16 protein-coding genes are annotated in these 12,897 nt (G+C 68.3%); 6 read left to right on the forward strand and 10 right to left on the reverse strand.

Features of this window, described 5'->3' with window-relative positions; all coding sequences use genetic code 11:
* A partial coding sequence (locus N5C88_RS31085) for a TRAP transporter large permease subunit (RefSeq protein ID WP_280016900.1) occupies window positions 1-740 on the forward strand: 740 nt, incomplete at its 5' end.
* A gap of 43 nt (window positions 741-783) precedes the next feature.
* On the opposite strand, the gene N5C88_RS31090 is transcribed toward N5C88_RS31085, so the two are convergent.
* Both N5C88_RS31090 and N5C88_RS31095 read right to left on the reverse strand, forming a co-directional pair.
* Window positions 784-1,242: a VOC family protein gene (locus N5C88_RS31090; RefSeq protein WP_165867927.1), complete on the reverse strand. Its 459-nt coding sequence runs from the start codon at window positions 1,240-1,242 to the stop codon at window positions 784-786.
* Window positions 1,243-1,281: 39 nt separating this feature from the next.
* Entirely contained in the window at window positions 1,282-1,797 is a 516-nt protein-coding gene (locus tag N5C88_RS31095; RefSeq protein WP_059380138.1) for a GNAT family N-acetyltransferase, read from the reverse strand.
* 126 nt (window positions 1,798-1,923) lie between these two features.
* Here N5C88_RS31095 and N5C88_RS31100 point away from each other — a divergent pair, with 126 nt between their 5' ends.
* Entirely contained in the window at window positions 1,924-2,454 is a 531-nt protein-coding gene (locus tag N5C88_RS31100; RefSeq protein ID WP_280016902.1) for a MarR family transcriptional regulator, read from the forward strand.
* Complete coding sequence (locus N5C88_RS31105) at window positions 2,451-3,230, forward strand: HEAT repeat domain-containing protein (protein WP_059380136.1); 780 nt, start codon at window positions 2,451-2,453, stop codon at window positions 3,228-3,230. Before N5C88_RS31100 ends, N5C88_RS31105 begins: the two co-directional genes overlap by 4 nt.
* A gap of 48 nt (window positions 3,231-3,278) precedes the next feature.
* Here N5C88_RS31105 and N5C88_RS31110 read toward each other — a convergent pair whose 3' ends face one another.
* Window positions 3,279-4,028 carry an SDR family oxidoreductase gene (locus N5C88_RS31110; protein WP_054456432.1) on the reverse strand — a complete coding sequence of 250 codons (750 nt, stop codon included), beginning with the start codon at window positions 4,026-4,028 and terminating at the stop codon, window positions 3,279-3,281.
* Between the two features lie 173 nt (window positions 4,029-4,201).
* Here N5C88_RS31110 and N5C88_RS31115 point away from each other — a divergent pair, with 173 nt between their 5' ends.
* Window positions 4,202-4,993 carry a DUF169 domain-containing protein gene (locus N5C88_RS31115; RefSeq protein ID WP_280016904.1) on the forward strand — a complete coding sequence of 264 codons (792 nt, stop codon included), beginning with the start codon at window positions 4,202-4,204 and terminating at the stop codon, window positions 4,991-4,993.
* On the opposite strand, the gene N5C88_RS31120 is transcribed toward N5C88_RS31115, so the two are convergent.
* Entirely contained in the window at window positions 4,960-5,898 is a 939-nt protein-coding gene (locus N5C88_RS31120; RefSeq protein ID WP_280016905.1) for a LysR family transcriptional regulator, read from the reverse strand. The two genes, N5C88_RS31115 and N5C88_RS31120, sit on opposite strands and share 34 nt — an antisense overlap.
* Window positions 5,899-6,005: 107 nt before the next feature.
* On the opposite strand from N5C88_RS31120, the gene N5C88_RS31125 reads away from it, so the two are divergent.
* Window positions 6,006-7,184: an MFS transporter gene (locus N5C88_RS31125; RefSeq protein ID WP_280016906.1), complete on the forward strand. Its 1,179-nt coding sequence runs from the start codon at window positions 6,006-6,008 to the stop codon at window positions 7,182-7,184.
* Window positions 7,185-7,254: 70 nt separating this feature from the next.
* Complete coding sequence (locus tag N5C88_RS31130; protein WP_280016907.1) at window positions 7,255-7,929, forward strand: HAD family phosphatase; 675 nt, start codon at window positions 7,255-7,257, stop codon at window positions 7,927-7,929.
* 11 nt (window positions 7,930-7,940) lie between these two features.
* On the opposite strand, the gene N5C88_RS31135 is transcribed toward N5C88_RS31130, so the two are convergent.
* The 6 genes from N5C88_RS31135 to N5C88_RS31160 form a co-directional block, all read right to left on the reverse strand.
* Entirely contained in the window at window positions 7,941-8,900 is a 960-nt protein-coding gene (locus tag N5C88_RS31135) for a DMT family transporter (RefSeq protein ID WP_280016909.1), read from the reverse strand.
* A gap of 82 nt (window positions 8,901-8,982) precedes the next feature.
* Window positions 8,983-9,852 (reverse strand): AraC family transcriptional regulator, encoded by an 870-nt coding sequence (locus N5C88_RS31140; RefSeq protein WP_280016911.1) that lies wholly within the window; start codon window positions 9,850-9,852, stop codon window positions 8,983-8,985.
* Window positions 9,853-9,902: 50 nt separating this feature from the next.
* A complete protein-coding gene (locus tag N5C88_RS31145; RefSeq protein WP_059380130.1) occupies window positions 9,903-11,180 on the reverse strand; it encodes an RNA polymerase sigma factor in 1,278 nt (425 codons plus the stop codon).
* Window positions 11,177-11,584, reverse strand: coding sequence for a VOC family protein (locus N5C88_RS31150; protein WP_280016912.1), 408 nt, complete (start codon window positions 11,582-11,584; stop codon window positions 11,177-11,179). The genes N5C88_RS31145 and N5C88_RS31150 overlap by 4 nt, the downstream gene beginning before the upstream one ends.
* Before the next feature lie 18 nt (window positions 11,585-11,602).
* Window positions 11,603-12,142 carry an SRPBCC family protein gene (locus N5C88_RS31155; protein WP_280016913.1) on the reverse strand — a complete coding sequence of 180 codons (540 nt, stop codon included), beginning with the start codon at window positions 12,140-12,142 and terminating at the stop codon, window positions 11,603-11,605.
* A 37-nt stretch (window positions 12,143-12,179) separates the two neighbouring features.
* Window positions 12,180-12,590: a YciI family protein gene (locus N5C88_RS31160; RefSeq protein ID WP_059380127.1), complete on the reverse strand. Its 411-nt coding sequence runs from the start codon at window positions 12,588-12,590 to the stop codon at window positions 12,180-12,182.
* Between the last annotated feature and the right edge of the window lie 307 nt (window positions 12,591-12,897).

Below are 12,897 nucleotides of genomic sequence, written 5' to 3' on the forward strand. Positions count from 1 at the left end.
GCTTCTGGATCTTCGCGGCCATATGCGCGGCCATCCTGGTGGCGTTCTATGCGATGCTGACCTGGGCGCGCATGGAAATCTTCAAGATGCTGATGGCGTCGTTCTTTCCGCTGGCCGTGATGATCGCGGCGGTGCTGGGCTCCATCGCCTTCGGCCTGGCCACGCCCAGCGAGGCCGCGGCCATGGGCGCCATGGGCGGTGCGCTGCTGGCGCTGGCGTACCGGCGGCTGAACCTGCCGGTGCTGCGCGAATCGGTGTACCTGACGGCCAAGACCAGCGCCATGGTGTGCTGGCTGTTCGTCGGCTCATCGATCTTCTCGGCGGCGTTCGCGCTGCTGGGCGGACAGCGCATCATCGAGGAATGGGTGCTGTCGCTGGGATTGTCGCAGCTGCAGTTCCTGCTGCTGGCGCAGGTCATCATCTTCCTGCTGGGCTGGCCGCTGGAGTGGACCGAGATCATCGTGATCTTCATGCCCATCTTCGTGCCGCTGCTCAACACCTTCGGCATCGACCCGCTGTTCTTCGGCCTGTTGGTCGCGCTGAACCTGCAGACGGCCTTCCTGTCGCCCCCGGTCGCCATGTCGGCGTTCTACCTGAAGGGCGTGTCGCCGCCGCACGTGACGCTGAACCAGATCTTCCTGGGCATGATGCCGTTCATGGGGATCCAGGTGGTGGCGATCTTCCTGCTGTACGTGTTCCCGGGCATCGGCCTGTGGCTGCCGACGGTGCTGTACCGGTAAAAGGCGGGGGCGGCCGGCGCGCCGCCTCCCGAGCCGCCTTGCTTCAGCCCTCTGCCTGAATGTCGCGCCGGCCCAGGCCCGCCGAATAGCGGATGAGATAACCGTCCGGATCCTGCACCAGGAACTGGTGCACGCCCACCTCCGTGGTTCCGGCGCGATACCACTTTTCCTCGGGCTGCATGTACAGCGGCCAGCCTGTGACGCGCAAGGCATCGACGATCGGCATGATCGCGGGCACCTCGATCTGCAGATTGATTCCGCGTCCCAGGGGCGATTCCAGCGGGCCGGTGATCCAGTTCCTGCCGTGGCCGTATTCCTCAAGCATGACCTGGGAGCCGTTCTTGTCCAGGTAGGCGAAACGGTCTTCCGGGCGGTCGTAGGCTATCGAGAACCCGCAAAGCCCGCACCAGAAATGCAGGCTTTTGTGGATGTCCGACACCAGCAGTTCGGGCACGACGCGGGCGGCGAAGAATTCGGAGGCGGGAAGGACGGGATAGGTCATGGCGTATATCTGCAGGAATGGCGCGCAGGAGGGCGGGGATCAAGGCCGCGGGAATCGGTCGGATCCAGCGGCAGGACGCGGCAGTGTATAGACGATGGTTTCGCGGTCGTAGTGGCATTCGCGCGACCGGAACGCAAACCCGAGCTTTTCCAGGACACGTACGGAGGCTTGGTTGTCGGGCCAGACAACCGCGACCAGTTCGGAAACTTCCGTCTCGCGCCAGGCGTACTCGCACAACTGCTTCGCTGCCTGGCTCGCATATCCCTTTCCCCAAGCCGCGCGTTGCAGCCGATAGGCAAGCTGGATGCTGTCCGTGCCAGCCAAAGGGACCAGACTCACCCAGCCCACGGCGGCGCCGTCTACTGTGATTGCCCAGTGGCCAAGCCTGGTCAGCGGTTCGCGCAGCCATGCCAGCAGCTCCTGCCGCCGCGCTTCGTCTGCAGGTTTGACGCCGGTGCTGTAGCGCATGACCTCGGGATCGGACTCCATGGCTAGCAGCATGGGGATGTCATCTTCCTGCATGCGGCGCAGGGTCACGCGGGAAGGCAAGGGCATGGATTCAGTCACTGATCGCTGAGATAGCCGGGATGATAGCGGTTCGAAGCCATCGATCCGTCTTGCGCAGATATGGTTAGGCGCCTTACTATAATGGCATCGAGAATCACCAGGGCTGGATTACTCATGCAAGACCCACAACACATGCTTGAACCCAAGCACCGCGCGCTGCTCGACGTCGCCGCCAGGCGCGGCCTGGCGTCGGCCGACGGCATAGCCCTTTGCTTTCAGCTGCTGTCGCTGGCCAACGCCATCGACCGCGATTGCGCTGCCCGGCTGGCGCCGCGCCAGTTGTCGGAGGGGAAGTTCGTGCTGCTGTTCCTGCTGCACGAGCAGGCCGACGGCATGTCGCCGCACGAGCTGGCCGATGGCGCGGGTGTCACGCGGGCCACGGTCACCGGCCTGCTGGACGGCTTGGAGCGCGATGGTTTCGTCTCGCGCCGCGCGGGCAAGGACGACCGGCGCAAGATCGTGGTGAAGCTGAGCGCCAAGGGGCGGGCCGAGGCCGCGCAGCTGTTCAAGACGCATACGGACTGGATAGGCGCCTTGTTCGCGGGCTTGGGCCCAGCGGACCGGGCCAGCTTGCGCGCGCTGCTGGGCAAGATCTGGCAGGGAACCGACGCGGGCCGGGCCGCGGGACAGGAGACCATGCAATGACCAAGAAAGCAGCTGCTGCGCCGACGGGCCGGGGCGTGAAGGACATCAGCGCCGAACGCCTGGCGCAGTTGAACGCGGGCGAGCCGGCGCGCAACCTGACCGAATGCCTGGCGGTGGACTTTGCCGAATTGATGCAGGCAGCCGCGCCGCAGGTCGGCGCCGAAGCCATCGCCGTTCTGCGCGCGCAGGCTGCGACGGGAATCTCCAAGCGCATGGCCGTGGCGGCGCGGACGCTGCTGGACGGCCTGGGTGCGGACGCCTTCGAGCAACTGCGCGATCACCGCTCGGATACCATCCGGGGATGGGCCTGCTTCATGGTCGGCGCAATGCCGGACCTGAGCCTGGAGCAGCGGCTGGCGCTGATCCGGCCGCTGGCCGATGACGCGCATTTCGGCGTAAGGGAATGGGCCTGGCTGGCGCTGCGTCCGCAACTGGCGGCGGAACTGGCCGCTGCAGTGGAACTGCTGCGGCCCTGGACCGCGGATGCGTCCGAACGCGTGCGCCGGTTCGCCAGTGAATCGCTGCGGCCGCGTGGGGTCTGGTGCGCGCATATCGCGGCCTTGAAGGCCGATCCCGGCCGCGCGTTGCCGCTGCTGGAGCCGCTGCGGGCCGATCCGGCCGTCTATGTGCAGGACTCGGTGGCGAACTGGCTGAACGACGCCAGCAAGGACCAGCCGGACTGGGTGCGGGAGGTCTGCGCGCGCTGGTCCAAGGGCAGGCCGGCCGAGGCGACGCAGCGGATTTGCAAGCGCGCGCTGCGTTCCATCGGCGCCTAGCCGCGGGTATCGGCAGGTGCGCTTGCGCCAAGCCCGGCCGGCCAGCGACTACAGCTGGCTCATGCCCCCGTCCGCGATGATCTCCGTGCCCACGATGAAGGCGGACTCGGGCGAGGCCAGGTGCAGCACCGTGGAGGCGATTTCCTGTGGCGTGCCGAAGCGTCCCAGCGGCACCTGGGCGCGGATGCTGGCGGCGGTCTTCTCCAGCGCCGCCGCATCCAGACCCAGCTTGTCGTAGATCGGCGTGGCGACCGGCCCGGGGCTGATGACGTTGACGCGTATGCCGCGCGGCAGCAGCTCGGCCGACAAGGTCTTGGCCAGCGAAATCAGCGCGGCCTTGCTGGCGGCATAGATCGACGAGGCGGGCATGCCGATGCGGGCGTTGATCGAGCCGTTGAGCACGATGGACGCGCCCGGATTGAGCAGCGGATCCAGCGCCTGCAACTGGAAGAAGGCGCCCTTGACGTTGGTCGAGAAGGTCTGGTCCCAGAGCGCTTCGGTGGCTTCGGCCAGCGGCGCGAAGCGGGCCACGCCGGCGTTGATGAAGACGGCGTCCAGGCGGATGCCGGCCTGGCGCAGTTCAGCCGCCAGCGCAGCGGGCGCGCCGGGGGCGCCGGCGTCGTTGCGCAGCGCCAGCGCATGCGAGCCCAGGCTGGCGCGCACCTGCTTGAGCACCGCGGCGTCGCGGCCGGTGACGACAACACGGGCGCCTTCGGCGGCGAAGGCCTGGGCGGCGGCCAGGCCGATGCCGCTGGTGCCGCCGGTGATCAGGACGGTCTTCTGTTCGAAACGGTTCATGTCGGGCTCCTTGGAAGCCGGGGTGTGTCCTGCGCGTTTGCGGCGGGCGGGTTTGCCGCCATCCACGATAGATCAATCAGGGGCCCGGCGGGCGATTCGTTATAGTCATCGCTGACCGCGATCAATCTGCGGCAATGCGGCAAAGTCCGCGCACAACAGTCCAAGGGACGGGCATGGAAGAGACGACACTGAACTGGGCATCGCTGGTCGATGACCTGAACAAATTGCTGCGCCTGAAGACCACGGTCATCGGCATGAAGCTCTACGAGCGTGAAGACGAGATGGCCGCGGTCAAGGGCCTGCGGCGCCCGCAAGCCACGCACACCACCGACCAGATCGTGGGCATGGCCGCCAGGCTGGGCTGGACGGTGGGGATCACGGGTGACGACCTGGTCGGCGCGCAATGCCGCGCCGTGGTCGGCCTGGGGCCGCAGGACGAGGCCTGGAAGCGCGGCGAGGAGTACGTGGGCGTCTGGCACGCCACGCAGGAAGACGCCCAGGCGCGCCAGGAGGCGCTGTCCTGTGTGCCGGCGGGAAAGTACCGCGGGCTGGTGGCGTCGCCGCTGGCGGCGGGCCGGCTGGACCCGCCGGACATCTGCCTGATCTACGCCACGCCGGGCCAGATGATCATCCTCATCAATGGCTTGCAATGGAAGAACTACCGGCGCTTCGACTGGAGCGTGGTGGGCGAAACGGCCTGTGCCGACTCCTGGGGTCGCGCGCTCGCCACCGGCGAGCCCAGCCTGTCCTTGCCCTGTTACGCCGAGCGCCGCTACGGCGGCGTGCCCGACGAGGAAATGCTGATGGCCTTGCCGCCGCGCTACCTGCCCATCGCCATCGAGGGCATGAAGGCGCTGTCGGCGAATGGCCTGCGCTACCCGATTCCGCCCTACGGCATCCAGAACGACGTGCGCGCCGGCATGGGCGTCAGCTATGCGCGTGCGCCCGCGTCGTCCAAGCCCTGATGGACGGCGGCGCGCAAGGCGCCCGCCAGCACGCGGGCGGCCGGTCCCAGCGGCTGGTCGATGCGGTGCGCCAGATAGGTTTCGCTGACCACCTGGCTGCCGCGCCCCAGGCTGTCGGTCGGCAGGCGCAGCAACCGGCCTTCGGCCAGGTCGCGCTCCACCTGCCAGTAGGGCAGCCGGCCCCAGCCCACGCCCGCCAGGATCAGCGCATGCTTGGTGTCCTGGCCGCTGACGCGGCAAGTCTGCGGCGACAGCACCGCGAAGTCCCGGCCCTGGGTCAGGGAGGAAGGGTCCATCTGCACGATCTGCACATGGTCGGCGAGTTCGGCCGGGCCCAGCGGCATGTCGGCGGCGACGCGCTGCGCCAGCGCATGCCCGGCGCCGACCACCGCCACCATCTGTACGGACGACAGCGCCTGCATCACGACGCGCGGATGGCGAAAATGGTCGCCCGCGACGATGGCCAGCGTATGGCTGCGCGTCAGCAGGGCTTCCACCGGACCGCCCAGAGGCAGCACGGAAACGCGGACGGCGACGGACGGGTAGGCCGCGCGCAGGGCGTTCAGGGCGGCGCCTACGTCAGCGATCGGAAACAGCGTGTCCACCGCCAGCGACAGCTCCAGCTCCACGCCTTCGCCCAGGCCCTGGGCGCGGGCGCGCATGGCGTCCACGCGCAGCAGGATGTCGCGGGCGTTGACCAGCAGGGCCGCGCCTTGCGGCGTCATCACGGGCCGGTGGCCGCTACGGTCGAACAGGGTCACGCCCAGCTGCGCTTCCATGTTGGCGATGGCGTGGCTGACGGCCGATTGCACGCGCGCCAGGCGGCGCGCGGCCGCGCGGAAACTGCCGGCGTCGGCCACGGCGGCGAATACGCGCAACTGGTCCAGGGTCAGGGCGTCTATCATTCTGCCGGCTGATCTATCCAATCGATCAATTCCATCAAAAGATTATCACTTACCAGGATCGGTTTGCGCTGGCATCCTGGCTGGGTCGTAGAACAAGGGAGACAAGGATGGGCAAGGAAGGAACGCGCTGGTCGGCGGTGCTGGCCATCGTGGGGGCTGGGGTGGTTGCGGCGCTGCAAGTGGGCAAGGTCATCATCGCCGCGCCCTTGCTGCGCAAGGACATGGGGCTGGATCTGGCCTCCATCGGGGCGCTGGCCGCGGTGTTCTCGATCCTGGGCCTGGTCGGCGGCATTGCCGCGGGCGGGGTCATCAACCGCTACGGCGCGCGGCGCATGCTGCTGGCGGGCCTGGCGGCGACGGCGGTAGGCTCCGTGATGGGCGCCATGGCGACCGCCTATAGCGTCCTGCTGGTCTCGCGGGTGGTGGAGGGGCTGGGCTTTCTGATGATTACCGTGGCCGGACCCGCGGCCCTGCAACGCATGGTGTCGGCCGCCACCCGCGACTTCGCCTTCGCGCTATGGAGCTGTTACATGCCGGCCGGGATGGCGATTGCGATGCTGGCCTCGCAGGCCTTCAGCGGCTGGCAGGCCTATTGGTGGTGCGCGGGCGCGGCGGTGCTGGTGGCCATGGTGTGCGTGGCGGCGCTGGCGCCAGCCACGCCGGGCGGCGCCAGCCTGTCGTGGCGGGGCTTGCGTCAGGACACGGCCGATACCATGGGCGCGCCCGGTCCGCGCCTGCTGGCGCTGTCGTTCACGCTTTACAGCCTGATGTTCTTCGCGCTGTTCACGTTCTTGCCCGTGCTGCTGACCGAACAGCTGGGCCTGCCGCTGGCGACCGCCGGCCTGTACAGCGCCATCGCCAGCGCCGCCAACGTGGTCGGCAACCTGGGCGCGGGCGTGCTGCTGGCGCACGGTTGGCGGCGTTCCACCCTGATCGCCTGCGCCAGCCTGGTCATGGGCGCGGTGGCGCTGCTGATCTTCCGCTCGGTGTTGCCGGCCATGCCCACCTTCCTGCTGTGCGTGCTGTTCTCGGCCGTGGGCGGACTGATACCGGCCACGCTGCTGGGCACGGCGCCGTTGCTGGCGCCGCGGCCGGCGCTGACGCCGGCTTCGGTGGGGCTGGTGATGCAGGGCAGCGGCCTGGGGCAGGTGATCGGCCCGGTGGCGGTGGGCGGCGCGATCGACCGCTACGGCTGGTCGGTGGCGTCGCTTATCGTCGCGGCCGCCGGATTGGGCGGGGTGTTTCTGGCGTGGCGCTTGCGGCGCCTCAAAGGTCCGGGGATGTAGGCGGCGCGGATCGCGCGGTGGTGTCACGAGCCAGGCATATCATGGGAACTTGTCCTGAAATGGAGCCACCATGCATACGCCTGCCCCCAGCCTGGTCATCTTCGACTGCGACGGCGTCCTGATCGATAGCGAGATCATCGCGGCGCGCGCCCAATCGCGGGCGCTGGCCGGGCATGGCATCGCCATCACGCCCGAGGACGCCGCGCGCCGCTTCGCCGGCATTCCCGACGCGGACATGTGGCGGACCCTGCAACAGGAAAACGCCCGCAGCTTGCCCGAAGGCTTTGCGCGCGAATATGCGGACGGGCTGGAAGCCATCTTCCGCCAGGAATTGCGCGCGCTGCCCGGCGCGCTGCAGACGGTTCGCATGCTGCGCGAGCGCAGCCTGCAGGTCTGCGTGGCCTCCAGCAGCACGCCGCCCAAGCTGGAGGCGGCCCTGAAGCTGGTGGGTCTTTGGGACGAGTTCACGCCCAATATATTCAGCACCGCGCAGGTCGCGCACGGCAAGCCGGCGCCGGACGTGTTTCTCTTTGCCGCCCGGCAGATGCGCGCCGCAATCCTGGATTGCGTGGTGGTGGAGGACAGCGTCCCCGGCGTGCGCGCCGCCCGCGCCGCGCGCATGCGCGCCATCGGCTACGTGGGCGCTACGCATAACGGGCCGGACCAGCGCCAGCGCTTGCTGGACGAAGGCGCATCGGACGTCATCGACGATCTGCGGCGCTTGCCGGAATTGCTGTTGGACTAGGGTGCGCGCGCCTATGCCGCCGCAGGCACGGGCTCCGGCTTGACCCGCACGGCGCGCAGCACGCCCACCATCAGGCAGGCGATGCCGATCAGCGTCAGCGGCTGGGGCATCTGTCCGCGCAGGATGTAGGCATAGGCCAGCGCCGCCAGCGTTTCGAACACGATCAATTGCCCCGCCAGCGCGGTGGGCAGGCGCTGGCTGGCTTCGTTCCAGCACAAGGTGCCCAGCCAGGACGCGAACAGGCCGATGATGGCCATCAAGGCCAGGAAGACCTCGGGCCTGGGGCCGGCTGGCATGGGAAAGGCGCTGCCGGACGCCGCCATGCCTGCCCATAGGACCGCATAGCCCGCCAGCGCCAGCGGCAATGTCGCCACGCCCTGGGCGGTGGCCCAGGTGCGCGGGCTGCGGTCGGGATGAGCGCGCAGCCAGTCCGCGTTGCGCAGCGGATACCAGGTCCAGCAGGCCACCGCGCCCAGCGCCAGCAGCGCGCCGATGGCGTAGCGCGACATGTCGGCGTCGGCATCCTGGCGCAAGGCCTGCAATTCGACCTGATTGACGCAGGCAATGCCCAGCGCGATCAAGGCCAGCGCGGGCGCCAGCCGCTTCCAGGGCAGCCGGCCGTCGCGGCGCGCGTTGCGCAGGTTGGCGCTGATGGCGATGACCACCGGCAGCGTACCGATGATCATGGTGGGCAAGGGGCCGCCCGCGCGCTGGATGGCGCTGGCCAGGCACAGGTAATAGAGCAGGTTGCCGATGGCGGCGAGCTTCAGCGCTTCGATCCAGTCGGCGCGCTGCAACTGGCGCAGGCCGCGGCGGTCCAGCCAGGCCAGCGGCAGGGCGATCAGGCCGAACGCCAGGTAGCGCGCCACGGATTGCAGCGCGGCAGGGTATTCCGGCAGCAACAGGGGCCCAACGAACACCAGCCCCCACATCAGGCCGGCGGCCAGGGCATAAAGGGTTCCAGCCCACATACGACGTCGCTCCAGGTCACGAATGGCGGCAGTCTAGCCAGCGGGCGGGCGGCGCGTCTTGTACCAGATTGCGGTGCGGAGTTCAGGCGCGGACTTGCTTCTGATAACGGGCGGGTGTGACGCCGTAGCGGCGCGAGAAGGCGCGGGTCAGGTGGGCCTGATCGGTCAGCCCCGAGGCCAGCGCCACCTGGGCCGGCGATTCGCCGGCGGCCAGCCGGCGCTTGGCCTCGAACAGCCGCAGCGCCATCAGCATCTGCTGCGGCGTGGCGTGGTACTGCGCCTGGAAGCTGCGCAGAAAATGAAAAGGGCTGAGTCCGGCCACGGCCGCGAGTTCATCCAGCGTCAGGCGGTGGGCCAGATTGGCGCGCAGGTAGTCGATGACGGGCGCGAAGCGCGGCGCGCCTTCGTCACGGGCCGCCCGCGGCACGCGCGCGTGGCGGCGGAATTCAGCCAGCAGCGCGTACAAGGCGCTATCGAAAGCCAGCGGTTCGCGCGCCTGCCACAAGGTGTCCAGCAGCGCGGTGACGCGCTGCGCGCCGGCCGCGTCATGGCCGACGGCCGTATCGAACCACCAGCCGCTTTCGCCGGTGACGCGGGCCACCACGTCGGGGTCCAGGTAGACCATGCGGTAGCGCCAGCCACCCTCGGTTTCGGCGCGGCCGGTGTGCAATTCATCGGGGTTCATCAGCACCACCGAGCCCGAGGGCGCCAGATGCTCCGCGCCGCGGTAGCGGAAGCGCTCGACGCCGGACTCGATCGCGCCCAGCCCGTAGGCTTCATGGGTGTGAGGTTCGAAGGCGTAGCGGATGATGTGCGCGCGATACAGCTCCACGCCGGGCAGGTGCGTCGCCTGCCGGAACTCGGCGCGGTCGCCGGGATGCTCGAACGCCTGCGGCACGCCCGGCATGACGGGCGCGGCCAGGTCGGACGGGACATGATCGGCGGGGCGCATGGAGGGATTTAAGCATGCCGGCCGGGTCCGCGGCGCCCGGACCGGCGCGCCTAGGAGTCGGACATGTCGCGCGCCCGCGCCAGCAGCAATTCCCGCTCGCGCGCATTGCGCGTCATGCCGGCCGCGCGTTCGAACTCGGCGCGCGCTTCGGCGCGGCGCCCCAGCTTGGCCAGCAGGTCCGCGCGCACGCTGGGCAGCCAATGGTAATTGGCCAGGGCGGGCTCCTCGGCCAAATGGTCGGCCAGGTCCAGCCCGGCCTGGGGGCCGAACGCCATGCCCACGGCCACTGCGCGGTTCAGCTCCACCACCGGCGAGGGCATGGCTTGCGCCAGCGCGTCGTACAAGGCCACGATGCGCGGCCAGTCGGTGTCCTCGGGCGTACGCGCGCGGGCATGGCAGGCGGCCAGCTCGGCCTGCAAGGCATAAGGGCCGCGCGGCGCGCCCAGGCTGTCCGACAGCGCCAACGCCGCCAGCCCGCGGCGGATCAGCAAGGGATCCCAGCGGCCGCGGTCCTGCTCCATCAGCAGGACGGGGCGGCCTTGCGCGTCGGTGCGGGCATGCAGGCGAGAGGCCTGCAATTCCATCAGCGCCGCCAGTCCATGGACTTCGCTTTCGCCCGGCGCCAGCTGGGTCAGGATGCGGCCCAGTCGCAACGCTTCGTCGCACAGCGCCGGGCGCATCCAGTCATCGCCCGAAGTGGCCGAATAGCCCTCGTTGAATATCAGGTAGATGACTTCCAGCACCGACGCCAGGCGCGGCGCGCGCTCCTCGGCCCGCGGGACTTCAAACGGCACGTTGGCCGCGGACAGGCTGCGTTTGGCGCGCACGATGCGCTGCGCGATGGTGGATTCGGATGCCAGGAAGGCGCGCGCGATCTCGGCCGTGGTCAACCCGCCCAAGAGGCGCAGGGTGAGCGCCACGCGCGCCTCGGTGGACAGCAGCGGATGGCAGGCCGTGAACACCAGCCGCAGCAGGTCGTCGCCGATGTCGTCCTGGCGCGCGGCGTCCAGCGCGTCGACGAAATCAGGTTCGACGTCGGCCTGCAGGGCCTCCAGCTCGTGCCCGATCTGCTCGTGCTTGCGCGTATGCAGCGCGTCCAGCCGCAGGCGGTCGCGCGCGCGATTCTTGGCGGTAGTCATCAGCCACGCTCCCGGGTTGTCCGGCACGCCGGTTTCGGGCCAGCGTTCCAGGGCGGCGACCAAGGCATCCTGCGCCAGCTCTTCAGCCAGTCCGACGTCGCGCACCAGGCGCGCGACGCCGGCGATGACGCTGGCGGACTCGATCCGCCAGACCGCCTCGATGGCGCGATGCACGGCCTCCCGCGTCATGCGTTGGGCACTTCGCCGGGGACCATGTAAATCAGCTCCCACACATGGCCGTCCAGGTCCTCGAAGCCATGGGCGTACATGAAGCCGTGATCCTGCGGCTGGCGCGGAGCGGTGCCGCCGGCGGCGAGCGCGCGCTTCACCTGTTCGTCAACTGCGGCGCGGCTGTCGCAGGACAGCGCGATCAGCACCTCGGTGGTCTTGGTGGCGTCGGCCACCGGCTTGCCGGTGAAGGTCTGGAAAAAGTCCTTCACCAGCAGCATGACGTAGATGCTGTCGCTCACGACCATGCAGGCGCCCTGGTCGTTGGTGAACTGCGGATTGAAGCTGAAGCCCAGGCTCTTGAAGAAAGCCTGCGATTTCTGCATGTCGTTGATGGGGAGATTGACGAAGATCTGGTTGTGCATGATGTTCCCGCTTCCTTTTTAGTGTGAGTCCTGGCGCTTTTCTGCCAGGGTCTTGAGGTTGGCCAGCCCGTCTTCGAAGTCCTTCCCGACCATGCTGTCCATGTTGAAAAAGAGATGCATCAGTTTGGCGACGTAGTTCAGCCGGCCTTCCATGGCCCAGGTGACTTGTGTGCCGTCGCCGGCCGGCGTCAGGGTGAAGTTGACCTGGTTGACGGCGGAGAAGGGCTTCACGAAGGTCAGCCGCAAGGCCACGGACGAATCCGGCACGGCCGTTTCGATCTGCATTTCACCCACGCCCACTTCCTTGCTTTCCCAGGCGTAGGTTGCGCCCGGGCCCGCCGTCACGGCGCCATAGGTGCCCTTGATCGCCGGATCTTTCTTTTCGTAGGGGTTCCAGGTGTTGAACGCGTGCAGGTCATTGATCAGCGGGAACACGCGCGCCGGCGGCGCCTGGATGCGCGCGCTGCGTTCGACGCGGAAGGTGTCCGGGCGCGTGGCCGCGTAGGCCAGCACCAGCGCGATGGCGGCCAGGACGATGAGCAACAAGGTTTTCAGCATGAATCAGGTCCGTTGATGGTGAAGGCGGCGAGCGTGCTCATTGGCCGTTGCCGGGTATCTGCCGGAAGCGTTCGACGCCCTCGCTGGGGCCGAAGTCGTCCAGCTCGAAGACCTGGCGCACTTCGACGGCGCAGGACTGGCCGGGGAAAGGCTGGGGAAAGCGCAGCGCCCATTGCATGGCTTCCTCGCGCGAGCGCACCTGGATCATGGTGTAGCCGGCGATCAACTCCTTGGTCTCGGCGAACGGGCCGTCGACCACCGTGCGCTGATCCTTGTCGTACTGCACTCGCCAGCCCTTGGAGGAGGGGTGCAAGCCATTGGCGTCCAACAGCACGCCAGCCTTGGCCAGCGCCTCGTGATAGGACGCCATGGCGCCCAGCAGGCTTTCCTGCGGCATCACGCCGGCTTCACTGTCCGCCGTGGCGCGGACGATGATCATGTATCGCATTCCTGTGACTCCTGGATTCGGTAAACAAGGCCCGAAGGGGGGCTTGTACTGGCACGACGAACGGCAAGACGCGAAATCGACAGAAAAATGATGAACCTAGGGTAAGTACCAGGAAAATGGGTCCGCACACGGTTACAAAGGTACAGCCCTGGTTGCAGCGCGCCTCCATACACTCGCAGCGTCCACAACTTTGAACACCGATATGAAGATCCTGTGCAGTCTTGCCTTGCTGGCTTCCTTGCTGACGGGCTGTGCCGTCTATACCCCGAGCGGCGCGGTCATCGTCGATCCCCACGACGGCGGCGGC

It is taken from the genome of Achromobacter sp. GD03932 (assembly GCF_029839485.1).
Taxonomy (GTDB): domain Bacteria; phylum Pseudomonadota; class Gammaproteobacteria; order Burkholderiales; family Burkholderiaceae_B; genus Achromobacter; species Achromobacter bronchisepticus_A.

Coding starts and splice junctions, on each gene's coding strand:
- N5C88_RS31145 (WP_059380130.1), bottom strand. CDS start 11,180: ATGACGCGGGAGGCCGTGCATCGCGCCATCGAGGCGGTCTGGCGGATC.
- N5C88_RS31115 (WP_280016904.1), top strand. CDS start 4,202: ATGGAAGAGACGACACTGAACTGGGCATCGCTGGTCGATGACCTGAAC.
- N5C88_RS31105 (WP_059380136.1), top strand. CDS start 2,451: ATGACCAAGAAAGCAGCTGCTGCGCCGACGGGCCGGGGCGTGAAGGAC.
- N5C88_RS31125 (WP_280016906.1), top strand. CDS start 6,006: ATGGGCAAGGAAGGAACGCGCTGGTCGGCGGTGCTGGCCATCGTGGGG.
- N5C88_RS31110 (WP_054456432.1), bottom strand. CDS start 4,028: ATGAACCGTTTCGAACAGAAGACCGTCCTGATCACCGGCGGCACCAGC.
- N5C88_RS31160 (WP_059380127.1), bottom strand. CDS start 12,590: ATGCGATACATGATCATCGTCCGCGCCACGGCGGACAGTGAAGCCGGC.
- N5C88_RS31100 (WP_280016902.1), top strand. CDS start 1,924: ATGCAAGACCCACAACACATGCTTGAACCCAAGCACCGCGCGCTGCTC.
- N5C88_RS31155 (WP_280016913.1), bottom strand. CDS start 12,142: ATGCTGAAAACCTTGTTGCTCATCGTCCTGGCCGCCATCGCGCTGGTG.
- N5C88_RS31090 (WP_165867927.1), bottom strand. CDS start 1,242: ATGACCTATCCCGTCCTTCCCGCCTCCGAATTCTTCGCCGCCCGCGTC.
- N5C88_RS31120 (WP_280016905.1), bottom strand. CDS start 5,898: ATGATAGACGCCCTGACCCTGGACCAGTTGCGCGTATTCGCCGCCGTG.
- N5C88_RS31150 (WP_280016912.1), bottom strand. CDS start 11,584: ATGCACAACCAGATCTTCGTCAATCTCCCCATCAACGACATGCAGAAA.
- N5C88_RS31095 (WP_059380138.1), bottom strand. CDS start 1,797: ATGCCCTTGCCTTCCCGCGTGACCCTGCGCCGCATGCAGGAAGATGAC.
- N5C88_RS31135 (WP_280016909.1), bottom strand. CDS start 8,900: ATGTGGGCTGGAACCCTTTATGCCCTGGCCGCCGGCCTGATGTGGGGG.
- N5C88_RS31140 (WP_280016911.1), bottom strand. CDS start 9,852: ATGCGCCCCGCCGATCATGTCCCGTCCGACCTGGCCGCGCCCGTCATG.
- N5C88_RS31130 (WP_280016907.1), top strand. CDS start 7,255: ATGCATACGCCTGCCCCCAGCCTGGTCATCTTCGACTGCGACGGCGTC.